The organism is Corallococcus interemptor (assembly GCF_003668875.1).
GTDB classification, from domain to species: Bacteria; Myxococcota; Myxococcia; order Myxococcales; family Myxococcaceae; genus Corallococcus; species Corallococcus interemptor.
The window spans coordinates 14054-33864 of the sequence record NZ_RAWM01000096.1; the positions used below are offsets into that span (position 1 = coordinate 14054).

Genomic DNA, 19811 nt, shown 5'->3' on the forward strand with positions numbered 1-19811 from the left:
CCGGTCCGCTACTCCGCGCAGGTGGCGGCGTCGCCGGTGGGGTGCAGCGTGGCGATGCCGTAGGTGCCGTTGCGCGTGCCGCACCAGATGCGCCAGTTGCCGCCCCCCACGTCCGGCGCCGAGTACACGCCGCCCTCCTTCTTCGCCCCGCCGCGCGCACAGCAGCGCGCGAACGCACGGGTTCCGATGGCGGCGATGGATACGGCATCCTGCGACGTCGAGAAGCCGCCCGTCCGCTTCACGCCGCAGGACCACGGGGCCAGCCCCTTGAAGCGGATGAGGTACTGCTCTCCCGTCACCGCCTCCTCGCCCTTCACCGGGCCCTGGTAGCAGACCTTCCCCTCCGCCTCGAGCTGCGCGTAGCGGGGCAGGAAGTGCAGGCCGCCAATCGGGCCGCGCTGCCAGTCGTCCCCGCAGAAGACGTGCGTGAACGCGTTACGGGGACCGGTGCTCACCCACAGGCTCGTGAGCCATTCGATGTTCGCCTGCTTCGAGCCCGGACGGCCCGCCGCGGAGAGGGCGCGCTGGATCCGCGCGTCGTCGTAGTGCTTCGCGAAGAAGCGCTGCACGTCCCCAACACTCACGCTCGCATCGGGGCGCGCGGGGCACAGGTCCAACACCTCGCGGTCCAGCGCGGACAGCGCCGGGGCCTTGGCGAAGAGGGGCGGTTGATCACACGTGCTCTCGCAGGCCGCGTCGCTAGGAGCTGGAGCCGCCGCGCGGCCCGCGGGGGCACGCACCACCACGGTGGCCTCTTCCTCGTCGCCAGCACTTCGGGCGGCCTGCTGCTGGCGGGTGTTCTCCCGGTCCGCGCGCACGAGCGCGTCCGTGTCCGGTGCCTTCTGGACGGCATCCGTGGGCGTGCCGTCGCAGAGCACCCAGCCTTCCGCCTTGGGCCCCTGGAGCTTGCACCACGCGCGGTCCGGGCCGCCCTTCTTCACCAGCGGATAGGACACGCCCGGCTGCACGGAGAAGACGACCTTGGAGGACTCGGGCTGGTCCACCGCGTCCACGGCGTCGTCGGTGACGAACACGCCGCTGCCCGCGAGGGCAACAGGGGCGGTGGAGAGGGCCAGGAAGAAGCAGGCGAGCGACCCGGAGAGGCGCATGGTGCGCCGGACTCTAACAGGGGCGCCGGAAGCCCGCTGTTCCCCGGTTGCGCCCGGCGCCGCACCGCGAAATAAGAGCGCCCGACATGAAACCGATGAATTTCCGAGGCCGCTGGGTGCTCATTACCGGCGCGTCGTCCGGCCTGGGGCTGGAGATGGCCCGCCTGCTCGCGAAGGAGCACGGCGCCCACATCATCGCCGTCGCCCGCCGCGAGGACCGGCTCACCGCGCTCAAGGCGGAGCTGGAGTCCGCGCACGGCGTGCAGGTGCTGCCCCTGGCCGCGGACCTCAGCCGGCCCGGCGACGCGGAGCGCGTCTTCGAGACCGCCACGTCCGGCCGCACCGTCGACGGCGTCATCCTCAACGCCGGCGTCACCTACTTCGGCCACGCGCTGGAGCAGCAGCCCGAGTCCTTCGACGCGATGCTGGCCACCAACATCACCAGCGTGGTGCGCATGTCGCAGCGCTTCGGCGCGCACTTCGCGAAGCGGGGCGGGGGAGGGGCGTTGATGCTCGTCGCCAGCACCGCGGGCTTCGCGCCGCTGCCGTACCAGACGGCCTACGCGGCCACGAAGTCGTTCGTCATCAGCTACGGGCGCGGCCTGGCCTACGAGCTGCGCAAGGCGGGCGTGTCCGTCACCGTCTTCGCGCCCGGCGGCATCGCCACGGAGATGCTGTCGGTGTCCGGCCTGGACCGGAAGTTCAAGGCGGGCGACGTGGGCATCATGTCCGCGGAGGCCTGCGCGCGCATCGCCGTGGAGGCGTTCGTGCACCGCCGCGAGCTCTCCGTGCCCGGCGTCCTCAACCGCTTCCTCGCGACGCTGATGAAGCTCCTGCCCCACGGCTTCATGATGGGGCGCTCGGCCGCGCTGTACGAAGGCGCGCTGCCGAAGGAGCCGCCCGCGCCGTGACTTCAGCGCGGGCGGTGCACGACGGCTTCAGGCCAGCTTCACCCGCGTCACCTTCAGCTTGCCCACCTGCACGGTGTACTCGCCGGCCCCCAGCTCCGCCTTGGGGTCGGTGACCTTCTCACCGTTCACCTTCACGCCGCCCTGGGCCATCATCTTGCGCGCCTCGGTGGCGGAGGCGACGAACTTCGTCTCCGGCAGGAGCTTCGTGACGAGCAGCTTCTCCGCGCCCGCGAGCGACACCTCCACGAGCGGCAGGTCCTCCGTGGACAGCTCCTTCTTGGCGAAGCGCTTCTCGAAGTCCTCCGCCGCCTTGCGTCCGGCCTCCTCGCCCTGGAAGCGCGAGGCCATCTCCTGCGCGAAGGCGACCTTCGCGGCCTTGGGGTGCGCGGCGCCGGACTTCGTCTTCTCCTCCAGCTCCAGCACCTGCTTGAGCGGCATGGAGGACAGCAGCTTGTAGTACCGCCACATCAGGTCGTCGGTGATGCTCATCAACTTGCCGAAGATGTTGTCCGCCGACTCGTCGATGCCCACGTAGTTGTCCAGGCTCTTGGACATCTTGTTGCCGGTGATGACGCCGTCCACCAGCTTCGCGTCCAGGCCCTCCAGGATGGGGCCGGTCATGATGACCTGCGGCTCCAGGCCCTCTTCCTTCATCAGCTGGCGGCCGACGAGCAGGTTGAAGAGCTGATCCGTCGCGCCCAGCTCCACGTCCGCCTTCAGCGCCACGGAGTCGTAGCCCTGCAAGAGCGGGTAGAGGAACTCGTGGATGGCGATGGAGGTGTTCTCCCGGTAGCGCTTCTTGAAGTCGTCGCGCTCCAGCATGCGCTGCACGGAGTAGCGCGCGGCCAGGCGGATCATCCCCTCGGTGCCCAGCGCGTCGAGCCACTCCGAGTTGAACTTCACCACCGTCTTGTCCGGGTCCAGGACCTTGAAGACCTGCTGCTTGTACGTCTCCGAGTTGACCTTCACCTGCTCGCGGGTGAGGGGCGGGCGGGCCGCGTTCTTCCCGGAGGGGTCGCCGATGAGGGCGGTGAAGTCCCCGATGAGGAACACCACCGTGTGGCCGAACTCCTGGAAGCGCCGCATGCGCGTGAGCAGCAGCGTGTGGCCCAGGTGCAGGTCGGGACGGCTGGGGTCGAAGCCCGCCTTGATGATGAGCGGCTTGCCCTTGTCATAGGAGCGCTGGAGCTTCTTCTTCAGGTCCTCCGGCACCTGCAAATCCACGGTGCCGCGAGTGACTTCTTCGAACTGCTCTTCGGGGGTCGCCTTGCGCAGTGCGTCCGGGTTCATGGCGCCGCGGACACTAGCCCAAAAAAGACAACGGGCAGGGCAGGACTTCCAGGTCCGCCCCACCCGTGGCTGTCACTCCGCCTGTCCTGCGACTCAGGTACCGGTCAGGTGTCGAGGAAGTCGAAGCTGCGGCAGAGGCCGCGCAGCGTCTGGCTCTCCGTGACGATCTGGTCCATGTCCACGTCGTCGTTCGTCGTGGGCAGCGCCTGGACGATCTGATCGTTGAAGGCCAGACCCACCCGGCGGCTGCGCGAGCTGGCCGCCTTGAGGGTGGCGTCGTAGTAGCCACCGCCGCGTCCCAGCCGCTTGCCGTCCGGGCTGAAACCCAGGCCGGGCACCACGAACAGGTCGATCTGATCCACCGCGATCAGTTCGGAAGAGTTCGTGGGCTCACGGACGCCCAGGCGCCCCGGCTCCAGCTCGCTCTCCGACTTGATGGCCCGGAAGGCCAGGATCCGCCCGTGCACGTGGGACAGCGGGTAGCAGACGATCTTCTCGTCCTGCAACGCCGCGATGAGGATGTCCCGGGTGGGCACCTCGCCCCGGATGGGGGCGTAGAGCGCCACCGTCCGCGCATTCTGATAGTAGGGCGATGCCAGGAATCGAGACTGGACCTTGAGGCCCCGCTCGTCGATGAGGTCGTTGGTCATCGCCTTTCGGCGAGCCGTCAGTTCCTCACGAAGCGTTACCTTCTTCTCCGCCGCCGCCGCCGTATCCACCGCCGTCTCGCTCACCGCCGCCGCTCCAAGAAAAAAGTCCCCCGCCGAGCCGTGTGCCCAGCGTCCATTGAACCCTTAGAAGCCAGGTGGGGACCGAAATCATGTCACCGCAGGCTTCCCTCATCCCCGGTGAAGGGGGAGGGCTTGCACATGGCGACCGAAACGGACCCCGGAATGGACGTATCGGTTCGAATTTCTGCTGGGCATCACGCACCCCGCAGGGAACAGATCTTTACCGCTGAAATCTCGCTACAAGTCCTTAGAATCACTGGGAAATTCCCAGGGCGTTCTGGGAAAATGATAAGGACGGAGAAGCGTGCGGTCAAGCCGTCCTCGCGCGTTTACAAGCCGCCCCGTGGACTTCTATGATGCCCGGGTCCCCGACATGTTGCGTCCGACCCCAACATTGGCTCTCGCGGCGGTAGCCTGCCTCACCTCCGGATTCGCCTGGGCGGGTCCGCAGATGAACAGTTCCTACCAGGCGGATGCCTTCGGCCCCATCGAGTTGCGCTCGGACGGGGAGCACCTGGTCGGGACCGCTCCGGCCGGAGGGCCCTGCCAGCGCCAGGACGCCGGGCCGATCCTCACCGGCGACTTCCAGGGGAACGTCTTCCTGGGGGAGATCACGCTCTGTCAGACGGGGGACACCTGCACCCCGTCCCGCAGCTTCCCGGTGATGCTCGTCTACAATGTAGAGGAGCGGGCGCTGGGCGGCGTGGTGAAGCTGGAGGACGACTGCGAGTCCCCGGCGCTGCCCAAGAACCGCATGCTGGTGTTCCGCGAGGCGAGCCAGGGCGCGTCGGTGACGCCCGTGCCCACGTCAGCGCCGGAGCAGCGCCAGGCGCAGGCTCCGGCTCCCCCGTCGGGTGGAGCCGCGCAGGTGGCGGCGCAGCGGCGGCTGGAGCCCCTGGACGTGGCGGCCACGCTGAAGCAGGGCCAGGCCCTGCTGGTGCAGAACAATCCCATCGGGGCCTCGCAGCAGTTCCAGCTGGTGCTCTCCCAGGAGCGGGAGAAGAACAACGCCTGGGCGCTGACGGGCATGGGCGTGGCGCACTACCTGCGCAAGCAGCACCCGGAGGCGCTCAAGTACCTGGAGCAGGCGCGCAACGCGGGCAGTGGCCTGGCGAGGGCGGAGGCCTTCTTCTGGACGGCGTGCGTGAAGCGGGCGGCGCAGGAGTCCGGGTTCGCGCAGCTCGCGCTGCGCCAGGCGGTGCAGGCAGGGTGGTCCGCGCCGGAGAACAACGCGCTGGTGGAGCGTGAGCTCCAGCAGTTCGCCAACGAGGGAACGTTGTACGAGGCGCAGTTGAAGCAGGTCCGCGGTCGCAAGCGGGTCCAGGGCCGTGAGTCGCAAGGAGCTGGAAGCGCCAGCCCGTGAACGCGCCGAACTCCGTGTCGAAGCCCGTCCGCGTCTTCGGCAACTACGAAATCCTGTCGCTGTTGGGCAAGGGCGGCATGGCCGAGGTGTACCGTGCGCGCGTGCGCTCCGGTCCCTATGAAGGCTGGACCGTCGCCCTCAAGCGGCTGTTGCCCGCGCTCACGCGGGACCCGGCGTCGGTGGACCTCTTCCGGCGCGAGGCGCAGCTGTCGCGCCAGTTGGATCATCCGAACATCGTGAAGGTGCTGGACGCCGGGATGCTGGACGACGTGTCCTTCCTGGTGATGGACCTGGTGGACGGGCGCGACCTGGGCCACATCCTGCGCCGGTGCAAGGCGCGCGGGATTCCGCTCCCCGTCGACTTCGCGGTGTACCTGGGCAAGGTGCTGCTGGAGGCGCTCGCGTACGCGCACACCGCCACCGGGCCGGATGGGAAGCCGCTGGGCATCGTCCACTGCGACGTGTCCCCGTCCAACCTGTTCATCTCCCGCGTGGGGGAGATCAAGCTGGGCGACTTCGGCGTGTCGCGCGTGCTGGTGGACGGCAAGCTCCAGGGCGGCGAGGTGCTGGGCAAGCCGTACTACCTGTCCCCGGAGTCGCTGCAGGGCGCCGTCACGCCGGAGGCGGACCTGTGGGCCGCGAGCGTGGTGCTCTACGAGTTGCTCACGCTGAGCCGGCCCTTCGTGGGCACGACGCCGGAGGAAGTGTTCGCGGGCATCCTGTCGCGCAAGTACCGGCCCCTGCGCTCGGTGCGCCCGGACATCCCCCAGGCGCTGGACGACGTGCTGGCGCGCGCGTTCGCGGAGAACCCCGAGGACCGCTTCCCGTCCGCGGAGGAGTACGCGAAGGCGCTGGCGCCTCACTTCGACGAGTACGTGGGCACGCCGCTGGCCATCGCGGCGGTGGTGCGCGGCCTGTTCGGCACCACGGATGAGATGCCCGTGTACCGGCCCTCGCCGCCCAACGGCCCGTCCGACGACAACGGGTAGCCGGGCGGGCAGGGGCCTGGTGCGCGGGCCTTCCGGCGGTGAGGCCCGCTGCCGCGCTTGCCCCGGATGATGACCTTTCCTCCCGCGAACATGCACCGGGAGGAATCCATGGCGACCGAGCGGAAGCAGCAGCAGCCCGAGCAGGAGCAGCCCACCCGCGAGACGCGTCACGGGGACGAGCGGCGTCCGCCCAAGGCCGACGAGGCCAAGGAGGGGATGCCGGGCTACGGACAGCCGGACCCGGAGGTCCGCGAGAAGAACCTGCCGGATCAGAAGTGGTGATCAGCCCAGCGCGCGCACGAGAGGCACGTGCGTGCACAGGGCGTCCACGACACGGGAGACCTCGGCGGCCGTCGTGCCGGGGCCCAGGCTGAAGCGCAGGCTTCCGCGCGCCTCGGCGGGGGAGAGGCCCATGGCGCGCAGCACGTGGGACGGGGTCAGCGTGCCGGAGGCGCAGGCCGCTCCGGACGACACGCGGATGTCCTCCAGGTCCAGCGCCATCAGCAGCGCTTCGCCCTCCACGCCGTCGAAGCGCAGGTTGCTGGTGTTGGGCACGCGCGGTGCGCCCGCGCCGTTCACCGTCACGCCGGGCAGCCGCTGGAGCACCTGCTGTTCGAAGGCGTCGCGGAGGGCACCGACACGCTCGGCGGTGGTGGGCTGATCCGCGGTGGCCAGCTCCAGGGCCAGGGCCAGGGCCTCGGCGTAGGGCACGTTCTGCGTGCCTCCGCGCCGGCCTCCCTCCTGGTGTCCGGGCGTCAGCGCGCGCACGTCCACGCCCTTGCGCACCACGAGCACGCCCACGCCCTGCGGCCCGCCGAACTTGTGCGCGGAGAGGGAGAGGAGATCCGCGTCCACCTCGCGCAAGTTGCACGGGACCTTGCCCGCGGCCTGCACGGCGTCCGTGTGGAAGAGGATGCCGCGCTGACGGCACGCACGCGCGGCCTCCGACACGGGCTGCAGCACGCCCGTCTCGTTGTTGGCCCACATCAGTGAGCACAGCGCGGTGTCCGGTGTCAGCGCGTCCAGCACGGCCTCCAGCGGCACGCGGCCGTCGGAAGCAGGGGACAACCGCACCACCTGGGCGCCTTCCTTCTCCAGCCGCGTGAGCGCCCCGAGCGCCGCCGGGTGCTCCACCGTGGTGGACACCACGCGGCGGCGTTCTCTCACGGGCCGGGCCGCCCAGGAGCCCAGGAGCGCGAGCGCATCGGCTTCGCTTCCGGACGCGGTGAAGGTGAGCTCCTTTGGCTCGCAGCCCAGGACCCGCGCCACCTTCGCGCGGGCCGCGTCCAGCCGGCCCCGGGCCTCACGCCCGCCGCCGTGCACGCTGGACGCGTTGCCGAAGCCGCCGTCCGTGAAGGCCCGGGCGAGCAGCGCGCCCACCTCCGCGCGCACTGGCGCGGCGGCGTTGTGGTCCCAGTAGATCACGTGTCCTGCGCGGACAGCAGCGACACCGGCCGCTCCTCGGAGACGCCGAAGGCTTCGAGGAAGCGGGACACCACCTCGCGCTTGAGCGCCTTGCGCTTGGCCGCGCTGCCGGACAGGGGCAGCCGCGCGCCCGCCATGCTGCCGTGTCCACCGGAAGAGCCGCCCAGGTCCTCGCACAGCTCGCGGATGAGGCGGCCCGCGTTCATGCGCCGGTCCTTCACGCGCAGGCTCAGGAAGAGCTGGTTGCGGAACGTGCCGTACGCCAGGGACCACTTCATCCCCTCGAGGTACATCATCCGCTCGGCCACCTCCGCCACCATGTCCGGGGAGTAGACCTCCTCCAGGTCGGTGATGATGGCCGTGCCGTAGACCTTCGCCTTCTCGATGGACGTGTGGAACAGCTGGAAGAAGCGCGCCGGCAGCTCCGGGTGCTCAATCTGTCCCAAGAGCTGCTTGTCGCAGCGGGGGAACAGCCACAGGTAGCTGTCCACGTCCGTCTGGGTCGTCTCACGGCCCAGGTCCCGCGTGTCGGCCTTGATGCCGTAGAAGAGCGCGGTGGCGATCTCCACGGAGGGCTCCAGGCGGGCGGCCCGCAGGTACTCCACCAGCATCGTGGAGGTGGCGCCGAAGTCACCGCCCACGTCCGCGAAGGGGGCCAGCAGGCTCTCCTCGCGCAGCGGGTGATGGTCCACGACCAGGTCCGCGCGGTAGCGCGCCGGCAGCGAGTGGTTGCGTACGGGCGGCTGCGTGTCCACCAGCCCGAAGAGGTCGTACTGACTGAAGTCGATCGTCGACACGTGCGACACCGGCAGGCGCAGCACGCGCACGAAGGCGACGTTCTCCGCACGGCCAATGATGCCGCCGTAGCCCACGTGGGCCTCGATGCCGGCCTTGCGCTCCAGCAGATGGGCGAGCGACACCGCCGCCGCCATGGAGTCGGGGTCCGGGTTGTCGTGCGTGAGGATGAGCGCCCGGCGGTGGCCCTTGGCTACCTGGAGCAGACGGCCCAGCTTGTCGGCGGCAGGCAGCTTCGCCAACCGCGCTGGCGGAGGCTCCGTGAGCTCGCTCCCGGCGAGAAGCTGGGCGCGACGGCTTTGGAGAGAGGGTGTGACAGGCATGGGAACTCTTCTTTTACTTCCTCCGGCGCAGGGATTCGAGAAGTCGGATGTTCTCCCCATAACGTTCCGGAAAGGGTGTTTCCAGCACCCCAATGGTGTCGACGAAGCGCGCGTCCTTCATGAGGCAGCGGAAGGCCGTGAGTCCGATTGTTCCCTTGCCTGGTTCCTCATGCCGGTCCACCCGGCAACCCAGGTCTTTCTTGCAATCATTGAGGTGGAAGGCGCGCACCCGTTGCAGCCCCACGCGCCGGTCGCACTCGTCCATCACCGCCGCGTAGCCCTTCGCCGTCCGCAGGTCATACCCCGCCGCGAACAGGTGGCACGTGTCCAGGCACACCGCCAGCCGCGCTTCATCCGCGACGCGTGAGAGCAGTTCCTCCAGGTGCTCGAAGCGCCACCCCAGCGCGTTGCCCTGGCCCGCCGTCACCTCCAGGCAGATGCGGGCCTGGAAGCCGGGGCAGCGGCGGTGCACCTCGTCCAGCCCCTCGGCGATGAGCTTGAGGCCGCGCGCCTCGTCCGGGTGGGAGCCGGGGTGGAGGATGAGCAGCGGGATGCCCAGGCGCTCGCAGCGGGTGAGCTCCTCGGCGACGCACGCGAGCGACTTCTCGCGGGCCTCCGGTGCTTCACCGGCCAGGTTCACCAGGTAGCTGCCGTGGGCGATGACGGGCAGGCCCGTGCGGCGGGCCTCGGCTCGGAAGGCCTCTGCCTCCGCGTCCGTCAGCGCGGGGGCGCTCCAGCCCCGCGCGTTCTTCGTGAAGATCTGCAGGGCGCGAGCGCCGTGCGCTTCGGCTCGCTGGAAGGCCTGGCTCACGCCTCCGGCGATGGATTCGTGAGCTCCGATGCGCACGGCTTCGACTTCGGCTCTCTCTTCGCCGCTACTCGACGGTCTTGTACTTGCGGCCGAGGTCGCGGAAGTACTTCACGCCGTTGTCGAGCGAGTTCTCCATCGCGTCCATCAGCAACGTGCGGAACGTGGCCACGGGCGCGCGGAAGGACTCGTAGTAGCGCTGACGGTCGATGGAGTGGATGACCGCCGGCATGTAGCCGTTGCGCAGCAGGATGAGGTTGCTGCACATGCGCCCCACCTTCCCGCTGTGCTCGGTGAAGGGGAAGATCTGCAGGAACTCGTGCTGCACCACCGCCGCCTGCTTGATGGGGTGGAACTCGCGGAACTCCGCGCTGGCGGTGTGGTCCACGAGCTTCTCCAGCCGGGCCTGGATCTTCGCGGGCTGGGTGATGTCGTGGAAGTAGGTGCGGTGCAGGGGCATGTCCTTGCGCAGTCCCGCGCGGTCACGCTCCTTGGCCAGCTCCTTCTCCGTGCGCTCACGGCGCTCCATCCGCGCACGCTCCGCCAGTGCCTCCGGCGTGTTGCCCAGGAAGAGGTCGTGCATCCGCTTGATGGTGGTGAGCGTGAGCTGCGACTGCTTCTTCGCGCCCGCCGCCTCCTCGCGGATGAAGTCCGCCACCGCCTTGTGGTTGCGGATCTCCAGCACCACCGGGATCATGGAGGCTTCCGCCGCGGTGCGCTCCGGGAAGAGCGCGGCCATCAGCTCCTGGTGCGTGTACACGACGCCTTCGAGCGCAGCGTCGTGGTAGATCCACGACATCTCGAAGCGGTCCAGGTACTCACGCGCCGGCGGCTTGCCCTTGTAGATCTCAAGGTACTCGCGCAGCTGCTCGTTCTTCTCGTCGATGTCCTGGTAGCGTTCCTTCACGGACTGCGGCTCCTTGTCGCCCCGGCCCGCCCCGGGCGCTGGTTCCCGGAAGACTGCGCCGGGAGGTACAACGGCATGCGGATTCTAGAAATTCCGCGCGGTTGGAACAAATAAAACCCGACTAGAGATTCACCAGAAACACCTCACAGGCCTGATCCAGCAGGTCTTTTGAAAGGGCTGGCGGGATTTGCCGGTATCGGGCGGCGTCCCGGATGAGCGAAACGAGGTCGCGCGGGTGGCAGGAGCGCATCTCCATGCTGCGCGGCTTGTAGTAGTGCTCCACCAGGTAGGTGATGGCCTGGTCCACGTAGGGGATGCCGGCCGCCTCGCACACCCGGCGGAAGATCTCCCGGTAGGACTCCTCGTCGGGGTTCCCCACTTCGATCTTGTACTTGATGCGCCTGAGGAAGGCCTCGTCCACCAGCTCCTTGGGGTCCAGGTTGGTGGAGAAGACGAGCAGCTGATCGAAGGGGATCTCGAACTTCTTGCCCGTGTGCAGGGTGAGGAAGTCCACCCGCTTCTCCAGGGGGACGATCCAGCGGTTGAGCAGGTCCGTGGGGTGGACCTTCTGGCGGCCGAAGTCGTCGATGAGGAGCATGCCGCCGTTGGCCTTCACCTGGAACGGCGCCTCGTAGAAGCGGGTGCTCTCCGAGTAGATGAGGTCCAACGTCTCCAGCGTCAGCTCGCCGCCCACCACGACCGCGGGGCGCCGGCAGAGCGACCAGCGCTTGTCCATCTCGAAGGTCTGCCGGCGGCCGTTGGCGTCGCGGCCTATCTCCAGCGACACGGGGGTGTGGATGATGCGGTCGAAGACCTTGATGATCTGGTTGTCGATTTCCAGGCAGTGCGGGACGAAGACCTCGCCGCCGAACATGTGGGAAATCGCCTCCGCCAGGCTCGTCTTGCCGTTGCCCGGCGGGCCGTAGAGGAAGAGCGAGCGGCCGGAGTTCACGGCCGGGCCCAGCTTGTCCATCAGCTCCGCGGAGACGGTGAGGTGCCCCAGCGCGGCGACCAGGTCCTCCTGGCCCACGACGGGCGTCTCCTCCGTCTGGCTGGAGATGAGGGCGTTGTACTGCTCGATGGGGACCGGGGCGGGGCCCACGTAGGTGGAGCGGGTGAGGGCGTCACGCGCGTACTCGCGGCCCTTCTCCGTGAGGGCGAACTCCACGGACGCGCGGCCAAAGCCCTTGCCGCCGCGCAGGTCCACGAGCTTCTCCGCGGCGAGGAAGTCCACCACGTGCTCGACGACGCCGGACCAGGGCAGGCACATGCTCTCCGCGATGGCCATGCCCGTGCCGGTGCCGGCGTAATAGAGGAACTTGAGGCCCAGGTCCGCCAGCAGCCCCAGTTTCAGGCCCGTGTCCTCCAGCGACTTCGGCTCCGAGGGAGCGATGTCGAGGACGGACGGGTTCTCCAGCTTGAACGGATTGTCTTCGTACGCGTAGCCGGCGGGAGGCATCGGGTACGGGTTCTACCCGATTCCCCCGTCCGCCGGGACTTCACGTCCGCCGACTGTCCTCAAACGTAGGTCAGCCAGTCCGCATAGCGGGCTTCCTGGCCCCGCACGACGCGGAAGTACATGTCCTGGACGAACCGGCTGATGGGGCCGGGCTTGCCGTCGCCAATCTGGCGGTTGTCCACCTCGCGCACGGGGGTGATCTCCGCGGCGGTGCCGGTGAAGAAGACCTCGTTGGCGATGTAGAGGGCGTCACGGGTGACGGTGACTTCCTCGATGGTGGTGTGGCCGGCGTCCTTCAGCAGCTTGAGCACCGTGTCGCGGGTGATGCCGTCCAGCACGGGGGAGGAGAGGGGCGGGGTCTTGATGATGCCCTTCTTGTTCACCATGAAGATGTTCTCGCCGGAGGCCTCCGCGACGAAGCCGCTGATGTCCAGGAGGATGGCCTCGTCGTAGCCGGCGAGCACCGCCTCGCGCTTGGCGAGGATGGAGTTCACGTACTGGCCGGTAATCTTGCCGCGCACCATGTTCACGTTCACGTGATTGCGCGTGAACGAGCTGACCTTGGCGCGGATGCCCTCCTTGATGCCCTTGTCACCCAGGTACGCGCCCCAGTCCCAGGCGGTGATGCCCACGCGGGTGGGGTTCACCGCGCCCAGGCCCATGGCGCCGTCGCCCATGAAGGCCACCGGGCGCAGGTAGGCGCCATTGGCGAACTGCGCCTTCTGCTTGCGCAAGAGCTCCAGCGTGGCCTCCACCAGTTCATCCTCGGTGTAGGGCATCTTCAGCATGATGATGTGCGCGGAGTCGAGCAGGCGGCGGATGTGCTCACGCAGCCGGAAGACGGCGAGCCGGCCATCGTGGGTCTTGTAGGCGCGGATGCCCTCGAAGACGCCCAGGCCATAGTGGAGGGCGTGCGTCATCACGTGCACGTTGCCCTCGTCCCATTTCATCACCTTCCCATCGAGCCAGATGTGTTCGGCGCGCAGCACGGTGGATGAGGTCGAGCTCATCGGGAGATTCCTCTCGGGCTAGGGTGGGACGGCCTGGGACTTGTACCCAGCGAGACTGGGGACGCAAAGCGTGAAACGCCAACGATTCACGCTCTGTTCTGCGGCGCCGTGCGTCAGGCCTGCGCGATGGTCGGCAGGTTGGCGCGGGCCTTCTCGATGTCGCCCTCGTATTTGAGGACGAGGTTGAGCGTGGAGGCGACGACGTCCGCGCTGAGCGCTTCCGCGTTGAGCAGCGCCAGGCTCTGCGCCCAGTCCAGCGTCTCGCTGATGGACGGGGCCTTCTTCAAATCCAGCGCGCGGATGGCGGCCACGGCCTCCACCACCTGCTCGGCCAGCACCTGGGGGACCTCCGGCAGGCGCGCGCGGACGATTCGCAGCTCGCGCTCGCGGTCCGGGAAGTCGATGTGCAGGTGCAGACAGCGGCGCTTGAGCGCGTCCGACAGCTCGCGGGCGTTGTTGCTGGTGAGGATGACGCGCGGGATGTGCTTCGCGCGGATGGTGCCCAGCTCCGGCACCGTGACAGCGTTGTCAGAGAGGACCTCCAGGAGGAAGGCCTCGAACTCCGGATCCGCCTTGTCGATTTCGTCCACCAGCAGCAGGGCCGGCGTGTCCGACAGCTGGGCCTGGAGGATGGGGCGGGGCAGCAGGAAGCGCTCGGAGAAGAACACCGCGTCGCCGGACGCCAGCCGGTCCGCGGCCTCCGACAGCGTGGACGTGCCCTGGGTCAGCTCCCCAATCTTGTCCTTGAGCAGCTGGGTGTAGAGCAGCTGCTTGGCGTACTCCCACTCGTAGAGGGCCTTGGCCTCGTCCAGCCCCTCGTAGCACTGGAGCCGGATGAAGGTCCGGTCCAGCGCCTGGGCCAGGGCCTTGGCCAGCTCCGTCTTGCCCACGCCGGCGGGGCCCTCCACCAGGATGGGCTTGCCCATGCGGTCCGCCAGGAACACCGCCGTGGCGATTTCGGGGGACGACAGGTAGCCCACCGCCTCCAGGCGACGCGCCGCGTCCTCCACGCTGGTGAACGAGCGAATCTCCGGAGTCAGTTGAGGGGGGCTCACGCGCGTCAACTTAACCGACGGCTTCCCGCCGACTGCGGCAAAAATGCCAGGGTTGTGGGGGCGCCGTCCGCACTCTTGAGGGCCTTGGGAGCTGTAACCCTGCGGAATCAGAGTGCGTAATTATTTTCGCACCGCGGGCATGCACCGTGCATCTATGCGGGCGAATCTCAGGACGACGAGGTCGCGGGTCATGTGGGCGTGGCTGAAGCTGGCGATGGCGGTGCTGGTGGTGGTGATGCCGGGGGGCTTCCCCCTCGTGCTGGCGTACATCGCGACGCGGACGTTGCTGGAACGGTGGCGGGTGGCGCAGGCGCAGGCCCGGGAAGAGGGCCGTCCGGTGTCAGTGGTGCGGGACGTGGTGGGCGCGCTGCACTTCCGGGACCTCATCCGTGAGGCCAGGGCGGCCACGGCGCTGTAGCCGGCGCGGGACACCCCTGAGATGGACGAAGGGCCCGGCACTCCCAGGAGTGCGCGGGCCCTTGTCGTTTCAGCAGAACGGGCTGGCTACTTGTCGAGCTCGTCCACGAGCGCCGTCCAGTCGTCCTCGCCGCCTTCGGGGGCGGTGGGCAGCTGCATGACCATGGTGCGCTCCGGGGCCTCCTCGTCCACGGGGACGGGCGTCGGGGCGGCCTTCTTCGAGGCGGCCTTGCCGGCGGGGGCGGCGGCCTTGGCCGGGGGCTTGGCGGCGGCCGGGATGACCGGGTTCGCCTGGACGGTGGCGGCCAGGTGCTCGTCCTCGGTGGCCTTGGCGCCGGCCTTCGCTGCGGGGGCGGCGGCCGGGGCCTTCGTCTTGTAGCGGGCCAGCTCCAGCTCGGCGACCTTGAGCGCCTTGCTCTTCTCCTGGACGGACGTCTGGAGGCGGGCGACCTCCTGGGCCTTGATGGCCTCGCGGCGCTCCAGCTCCGCCTTCTGCTTGGCGTTGAGGTCCTCCAGCTCCTTGGCCTGACGGGCCTCCAGGTCCTTGCGCTCCTTCTGCGCCGTGGCGAGCTTCGCGGCCGCCTCGTTGGCCTTGGTCTCCGCCGCGGCGACGCGGGCGTTGAGGTCCTTCTCCGCGCGGGCGCGGGTGCTCTGGGCGTTCTCCAGCGCCAGCTCCAGGTCCTGCGCCTTCTTGGTGCGGGCCTGCAGCTGCGTCTGGGCCTCCTTGAGCTTCGCCTCCGTGTCGGCGGCGAACTTCTGGGCCTCCTGGGACAGCTGCGCGATGCGCTGCTCCGCCTTCGCGAGCTTCGCGGCCAGGTCGTCCGACTGCTTCTTCGCCTCGGCGGCGGCGGCCTGCGCCTGCTGGGCCTGCTGCTGGGCTTGAGCCTGGGCCTGCTGGAGCTGTCCGGCCAGGCCGTCGCGCTCGCTGGTGAGCTTCTTCTGCTGCTGGGCGCCTTGCTGCAGCTGCGCGTCGCGGTCCGCGATGGCCTTGCGCGCCCCATCCAGCTCGCCGGAGACGTTGGCGATCTGCTGGTTGAGCGCGTCCGCCTGCTTCTTCGCTTCCGCGGCCCGGGCCTCCAGCTGGCTTTCCAGCTGCTTGACCTGCTCCGTGCGGGTGGAGACCTCGCGGTTGAGCACCTCCGCCTGACGCATCTTCTCCTGCGTCACGTGCGTGAGCTTGCGGAGCGTGTCCGACAGCTCCTTGCCCTTGGTGTCCACCTCGTTCTGGAGGAGCTCCTCACGGCGCTGCGACTCGTGGGTGAGCGTCTGGAGGCGGTCCTCCAGGTTGTGCCGCGCGTCCTCCGTCTGCGCGAGCGTGGAGGACAGCTGCGTGACTTCCGACACGCGGGTGCCCAGCTCGTGCTTGGTGACGATGAGCTGTTCGGCCAGGTCCTCGCCGTTGGCCTGGGCCTCGGTGAGCTGGCGCGTGAGCTCCGCCTGCATGCTGGCGGCGGCCTGGCGGGACTGCGCGTGGGCCTGCTCCTCGCGAGCCAGCGCGTCCTGGGTGCCGGCCAGCTGGCCCTGCGTGTCCGCCAGCTGCTGCGACGTGGCGTTCAGCTCAGCGAACAGGTTGTCGCGCTCGCCGGTGAGGGCGTTGATGCGGGCGGTGGTCTCCTCCGCGAGCGCCGCGTGGGCGGTGCGCTCCGCGTCGTAGAGCCCCTGCGTCTCCGACAGCTCCGCGCGCAGCTGGCCAATCTGGCCGGTGAGGTCCTGCTCCAGCGCGTCCTTCGCCGTGTTGAGCGCCGCCAGCTCCGCGATGCGCGCGTCGCGCTCCTCGGTGGTGCGGGCCAGCAGGCCGTTGGTCTCCGCGAGGATGTCGCGCGTCTCGTTGAGCTCCGCGTCCAGCTCGTCGCGGTGCGAGGTGACCTTCGCCAGGTCGGCGCGCGTCGCCTCCAGGGTCTCCTGGGTCTGCGTCAGCGTCTGGCTGGTGGCCTCCAGCTCGCCGCGCGTCTCCGACAGCGTGCCCTCGGTGCTGGACAGCGTGTTCTGCGTGTCCGCGAGCGTGGCTTCCGTGCGCGCCAGCGTGTCCTGCGTCTGCGCGAGCGTCGCCTCGGTGGTGGCCAGCGTCTGGCTGGTGGCCTCCAGCTCGCCCTGGGTGGACGCGAGCGTCCCTTCCGTCTGCGCGAGCCTGGCCTGCGTCTCCGTCAGCGTCTGGCTGGTGGCCTCCAGCTCGCCGCGCGTCTCCGCCAGCGTGCCCTCGGTGCGGGTCAGCGTCTCCTGCGTCTCGGAGAGGGTCTGGCTGGTGGCCTCCAGCTCACCGCGCGTGGTGGAGAGGGTCTCCTCCGTCTGCGTGAGCTTGGACTGCGTGTCCGCCAGGGTCTGGCTGGTGGCCTCCAGCTCGCCGCGCGTCTCCGCCAGCGTGCCTTCGGTGCTGGAGAGGGTGTTCTGCGTCTCGGAGAGCGTCCCTTCCGTGCGCGCCAGCGTGTCCTGCGTCTGCTGGAGCGTGGCCTCGGTGGTGGCCAGCGTCTGGCTGGTGGCCTCCAGCTCGCCGCGCGTGGTGGAGAGCGTCTCCTCCGTCTGGGCCAGGCGCGTCTGCGTCTCGGAGAGCTGCTGGCTGGTGGCCTCCAGCTCGCCGCGCGTCTCGGAGAGGGTGGCCTCCGTGTTGGAGAGCGTGCCCTGCGTCTGGGACAGCTGCTGGCTCGTCGCCTCCAGCTCGCCGCGCGTCTCCGCGAGGGTGGCCTCGGTGCTGGAGAGCGTGTTCTGCGTCTCGGAGAGCTGCTGGCTCGTGGCCTCCAGGTTGCCGGTCAGCTCGGCGATGCGGGCGTCGCGGTCGGAGACGTCGGTCTGCAGGCCCTCGATGGTGCCGTCGCGCTGGGCGACGGTGTCCTCGAGCGAGGCCACGCGCGCGGAGAGCTGCTCGCCCTGGCGCTGGGACGCGTCCAGCTGCTCCGTGAGCGCCTGAATCTGGCCGTTGAGGTCCGCCTCCAGGGCGTCCTTGGCCGCGCGCAGGTCTTCCAGCTGGCTGGTGAGGTCCTGCTCCAGCGCGTCCTTGGCCTGCTGCAGCGCCTGGAGCTCCGCGGTCAGCTCGTTCTCGCGGTCCTCCAGGTGCGTCTTGACGGCCTCGACTTCGCCTTCCAGCTCACCGATGCGCTCGCGGTGCTGCTGGATGGTGGCGTTGAGCTCCGCCTCGCTGTTCTCGTTGCGGGCGATGGTCTCCTGCAGCTCGCGGTCGAGCGCGGAGATCTTCGTGTCCCGCTCCTCCACGCGCTGCGTGAGGTCCGCCTCCAGGGCGTCCTTGTCCAGCCGCAGCTGGTCGCGCTCGCCGGTGACGCGCGAGATGTCGGACTCCAGGTCCGCCACCTGCTGCGTGAGGCGCTGCTCCAGCGCGGCGCGCTCGGCGTTGAGGCGCTCAATCTCCGCGTCCGAGCGGCTGGCGTGCTCCTCCGCCGTGGTGGCCCGGGCCTCCAGGCCGCGCACGGTGGCGTCGCGCTCCTGCTCGGTCTGGGTCAGCCGCTCCGTGAGGGCCTGGATCTCCCCGTCCAGCTCGGCGTAGCGGTTGTCGCGCTCGCTGACGGTGCGGGACAGCTCGGACTCGAACTGGTCGCCGCGCTCGCGCAGCTGGAGGATGTCCGCCTCGTTGGCGCGGACGGTGTCCTGGAGCTTCTGCTCCTTGACCTCGAACTCCAGCGTGACGACGCCGAGGTGCTTCTCCAGCTTGTCGTACTCGTTGCGCCAGTTCTCCAGGTCCGCGCCGCGCCGGGCCAGCTCCTCGTCGCGGAGGTTGACCTCCTTGCGCAGGACGTTGATGTCCTTCTCCTTGGAGGCGACGACCTCGATGAGGTCCTTCTCCGAGGAGAACTTCTGGAGGAGCAGGTCGTCGACGGTGGCGCCGTGCTCGCGCTCCTTCTGCACGATGGACTGCTGCGCGTCGTTGAAGCGGCGCAGCAGGTCGTCCACCTGCATCTTCAGGCCCTGCAGCTCCACGTCCTTCTCGTGGAGGCGGTCCTCGACGGAGAGCAGCTCGCGCTCGCGGACGCTCCAGATCTCCGACAGGCGCGCGAGCTGGGCTTCGCGCGTCTTCAGCTCATCCCGGAGGATCTGGATCTTGCCCTCGGGCGTGCCCATCAGCTCGCGGCGCGGGGGCGGACGCTTCAGTTGGCGAGACTCCGCCAGCAGCTCCGCCTTGCGGTCCGCGATGGAGGAGAAGGCCCGGTCCATGAAGGACTTGTCCTCGTCCGTCATCGCGCTGCGGCGCTCGCGCTTGGGCAGCTTGGGCGGGGCGCCCGTGCGCACGCCGGGCATGGGCGGCGGGGCTTCACGCGGCGCGCCGGAGAGCGCGGCGTCCAGGTCCGCGTCCGAGTCGTCGGTGCCGGGCGGGACGATGCCCGCGCTCATGGAGGCCAGCTCGCCCATCTCGAACGGGATGACGAGGTAGCCGTCCGCGGCGGCCGGCGTCTCACGGTGTTTGTTCAGACCCTCCACACCGGAGTCCGAGGAGAGCAGGAGGACCTTGAGGTTCTGGCCCCACTTGCCCTTCTTGATCTGCCCACAGAGGGCGAAGCCGGACTGGTCCGGCAGCTCCGCGCGCACGACCACCAGGTCGGGTCGGCGCTTCTCCAACTCCCGCTGCGCGTCTGACGCAGTGGTGGCCATGGCCGTGTTGTAGCCCGCGCTCTTGAGCACGGAGGCCATGCTGAGTGCGAAGTCGTTCTGGCTTTCGACGATGAGGACGCGACGCTCCATGAAGCCCTTCACCCAGCAAAAAGTGCAGTGAAAACCGCCACATCCTATCGGGCGGGCGCAAGGCTTGGGAAGTTTCCGAGCGGTGCTCGGTCGGCTGCCTCACGAGTTCTTGCCGCGAACCGCTCCCTGTCCGACAGGGGGGACCGACCCGGGGGACGCGCCGGTGTCCGGATCCCGCCCGGGGAAGTTGGTGGGCGGGGTGGGCCGGGCGAAGCGGGCGCCCTCGGGGGGACAGTACCCGTGCGCGAGCTGCGCGAACCACGGGTTGAGGGCGGATCCGGGCGGCTGGGGCGCGGGCCCCTCGTCCTCGGCGTCCGCGGCCTCCACCGCGAGCGAGTCCGCGTCGTGGACCTCGTCGCTGCCGATCTCCTCCGCCTCGTCCAGCGCCGCGCTGGCGGTGGCCGGCGTGTGCCCGGCGTCGTCGTCCAGGGCCAGGGCCTCGTCGGCGGCGATCTCCTCCGGTTCGTCGTCCGGGGACGCGGCCGTGGAGGGCTTCAGCACGGGCGGCGTGGGGCTCAGCTTGGGCGGGCCCTGGC

The 19811-nt window shown here is 69.4% G+C and carries 16 protein-coding genes, 1 other RNA gene and 1 pseudogene; 5 read left to right on the forward strand and 13 right to left on the reverse strand.

The window, feature by feature from the left end; genetic code table 11:
- Nucleotides 1-8 precede the first annotated feature (8 nt).
- The gene (locus D7X96_RS27655; RefSeq protein WP_121771125.1) at nt 9-1109 is read right to left on the reverse strand and encodes an EndoU domain-containing protein; all 1101 of its coding nucleotides are present in this window, start codon (nt 1107-1109) and stop codon (nt 9-11) included.
- Nucleotides 1110-1195: 86 nt separating this feature from the next.
- Here D7X96_RS27655 and D7X96_RS27660 point away from each other — a divergent pair, with 86 nt between their 5' ends.
- Complete coding sequence (locus D7X96_RS27660; protein WP_120550638.1) at nt 1196-2020, forward strand: SDR family NAD(P)-dependent oxidoreductase; 825 nt, start codon at nt 1196-1198, stop codon at nt 2018-2020.
- A 27-nt stretch (nt 2021-2047) separates the two neighbouring features.
- Here the strand turns inward: D7X96_RS27660 and tyrS are convergent, their stop codons facing one another.
- The 3 genes from tyrS to ssrS form a co-directional block, all read right to left on the reverse strand.
- On the reverse strand, nt 2048-3310 hold the full coding sequence (tyrS, locus tag D7X96_RS27665; RefSeq protein ID WP_121771126.1) for a tyrosine--tRNA ligase: 1263 nt from the start codon (nt 3308-3310) through the stop codon (nt 2048-2050).
- A 104-nt stretch (nt 3311-3414) separates the two neighbouring features.
- On the reverse strand, nt 3415-4044 hold the full coding sequence (locus D7X96_RS27670; RefSeq protein ID WP_120550636.1) for a 5-formyltetrahydrofolate cyclo-ligase: 630 nt from the start codon (nt 4042-4044) through the stop codon (nt 3415-3417).
- A 19-nt stretch (nt 4045-4063) separates the two neighbouring features.
- Nucleotides 4064-4256, reverse strand: a non-coding RNA gene (gene ssrS, locus D7X96_RS27675) — 6S RNA.
- Nucleotides 4257-4492: 236 nt separating this feature from the next.
- Here ssrS and D7X96_RS27680 point away from each other — a divergent pair.
- From D7X96_RS27680 to D7X96_RS40335, 3 genes are all read left to right on the forward strand, one after another.
- Entirely contained in the window at nt 4493-5404 is a 912-nt protein-coding gene (locus D7X96_RS27680; RefSeq protein WP_121771127.1) for a tetratricopeptide repeat protein, read from the forward strand.
- A 77-nt stretch (nt 5405-5481) separates the two neighbouring features.
- On the forward strand, nt 5482-6393 hold the full coding sequence (locus tag D7X96_RS27685) for a serine/threonine-protein kinase (RefSeq protein ID WP_370450154.1): 912 nt from the start codon (nt 5482-5484) through the stop codon (nt 6391-6393).
- 108 nt (nt 6394-6501) lie between these two features.
- Nucleotides 6502-6675: a hypothetical protein gene (locus D7X96_RS40335; RefSeq protein WP_167510887.1), complete on the forward strand. Its 174-nt coding sequence runs from the start codon at nt 6502-6504 to the stop codon at nt 6673-6675.
- Here D7X96_RS40335 and D7X96_RS27695 read toward each other — a convergent pair whose 3' ends face one another.
- The 7 genes from D7X96_RS27695 to D7X96_RS27725 form a co-directional block, all read right to left on the reverse strand.
- Entirely contained in the window at nt 6676-7818 is a 1143-nt protein-coding gene (locus D7X96_RS27695) for a cysteine desulfurase family protein (RefSeq protein ID WP_121771128.1), read from the reverse strand. It abuts the gene before it with no gap.
- Complete coding sequence (locus tag D7X96_RS27700; RefSeq protein WP_120550631.1) at nt 7815-8936, reverse strand: DHH family phosphoesterase; 1122 nt, start codon at nt 8934-8936, stop codon at nt 7815-7817. Before D7X96_RS27700 ends, D7X96_RS27695 begins: the two co-directional genes overlap by 4 nt.
- Nucleotides 8937-8949: 13 nt before the next feature.
- Nucleotides 8950-9783 carry a deoxyribonuclease IV gene (locus D7X96_RS27705; RefSeq protein ID WP_120550630.1) on the reverse strand — a complete coding sequence of 278 codons (834 nt, stop codon included), beginning with the start codon at nt 9781-9783 and terminating at the stop codon, nt 8950-8952.
- A gap of 28 nt (nt 9784-9811) precedes the next feature.
- Complete coding sequence (locus D7X96_RS27710) at nt 9812-10651, reverse strand: Fic family protein (RefSeq protein ID WP_120550629.1); 840 nt, start codon at nt 10649-10651, stop codon at nt 9812-9814.
- Nucleotides 10652-10772: 121 nt separating this feature from the next.
- A complete protein-coding gene (locus D7X96_RS27715; RefSeq protein WP_120550628.1) occupies nt 10773-12110 on the reverse strand; it encodes a DUF8689 domain-containing protein in 1338 nt (445 codons plus the stop codon).
- Nucleotides 12111-12169: 59 nt separating this feature from the next.
- On the reverse strand, nt 12170-13120 hold the full coding sequence (locus tag D7X96_RS27720) for a branched-chain amino acid transaminase (protein ID WP_120550627.1): 951 nt from the start codon (nt 13118-13120) through the stop codon (nt 12170-12172).
- 113 nt (nt 13121-13233) lie between these two features.
- A complete protein-coding gene (locus tag D7X96_RS27725) occupies nt 13234-14175 on the reverse strand; it encodes an AAA family ATPase (RefSeq protein WP_120550649.1) in 942 nt (313 codons plus the stop codon).
- Nucleotides 14176-14365: 190 nt separating this feature from the next.
- Here D7X96_RS27725 and D7X96_RS27730 point away from each other — a divergent pair, with 190 nt between their 5' ends.
- On the forward strand, nt 14366-14593 hold the full coding sequence (locus D7X96_RS27730) for a hypothetical protein (protein WP_014397861.1): 228 nt from the start codon (nt 14366-14368) through the stop codon (nt 14591-14593).
- Nucleotides 14594-14679: 86 nt separating this feature from the next.
- On the opposite strand, the gene D7X96_RS27735 is transcribed toward D7X96_RS27730, so the two are convergent.
- Together D7X96_RS27735 and D7X96_RS40080 are read right to left on the reverse strand one after the other, a co-directional pair.
- A complete protein-coding gene (locus D7X96_RS27735) occupies nt 14680-19275 on the reverse strand; it encodes a response regulator (protein ID WP_121771129.1) in 4596 nt (1531 codons plus the stop codon).
- A 99-nt stretch (nt 19276-19374) separates the two neighbouring features.
- A pseudogene (locus D7X96_RS40080) lies at nt 19375-19811 on the reverse strand (glycosyl transferase family 1); the annotation flags it as partial.

Coding starts and splice junctions, on each gene's coding strand:
- D7X96_RS27655 (WP_121771125.1), bottom strand. CDS start 1,109: ATGCGCCTCTCCGGGTCGCTCGCCTGCTTCTTCCTGGCCCTCTCCACC.
- D7X96_RS27660 (WP_120550638.1), top strand. CDS start 1,196: ATGAAACCGATGAATTTCCGAGGCCGCTGGGTGCTCATTACCGGCGCG.
- tyrS (WP_121771126.1), bottom strand. CDS start 3,310: ATGAACCCGGACGCACTGCGCAAGGCGACCCCCGAAGAGCAGTTCGAA.
- D7X96_RS27680 (WP_121771127.1), top strand. CDS start 4,493: ATGAACAGTTCCTACCAGGCGGATGCCTTCGGCCCCATCGAGTTGCGC.
- D7X96_RS27685 (WP_370450154.1), top strand. CDS start 5,482: ATGGCCGAGGTGTACCGTGCGCGCGTGCGCTCCGGTCCCTATGAAGGC.
- D7X96_RS40335 (WP_167510887.1), top strand. CDS start 6,502: ATGGCGACCGAGCGGAAGCAGCAGCAGCCCGAGCAGGAGCAGCCCACC.
- D7X96_RS27700 (WP_120550631.1), bottom strand. CDS start 8,936: ATGCCTGTCACACCCTCTCTCCAAAGCCGTCGCGCCCAGCTTCTCGCC.
- D7X96_RS27715 (WP_120550628.1), bottom strand. CDS start 12,110: ATGCCTCCCGCCGGCTACGCGTACGAAGACAATCCGTTCAAGCTGGAG.
- D7X96_RS27720 (WP_120550627.1), bottom strand. CDS start 13,120: ATGAGCTCGACCTCATCCACCGTGCTGCGCGCCGAACACATCTGGCTC.
- D7X96_RS27730 (WP_014397861.1), top strand. CDS start 14,366: ATGTGGGCGTGGCTGAAGCTGGCGATGGCGGTGCTGGTGGTGGTGATG.
- D7X96_RS27735 (WP_121771129.1), bottom strand. CDS start 19,275: ATGGAGCGTCGCGTCCTCATCGTCGAAAGCCAGAACGACTTCGCACTC.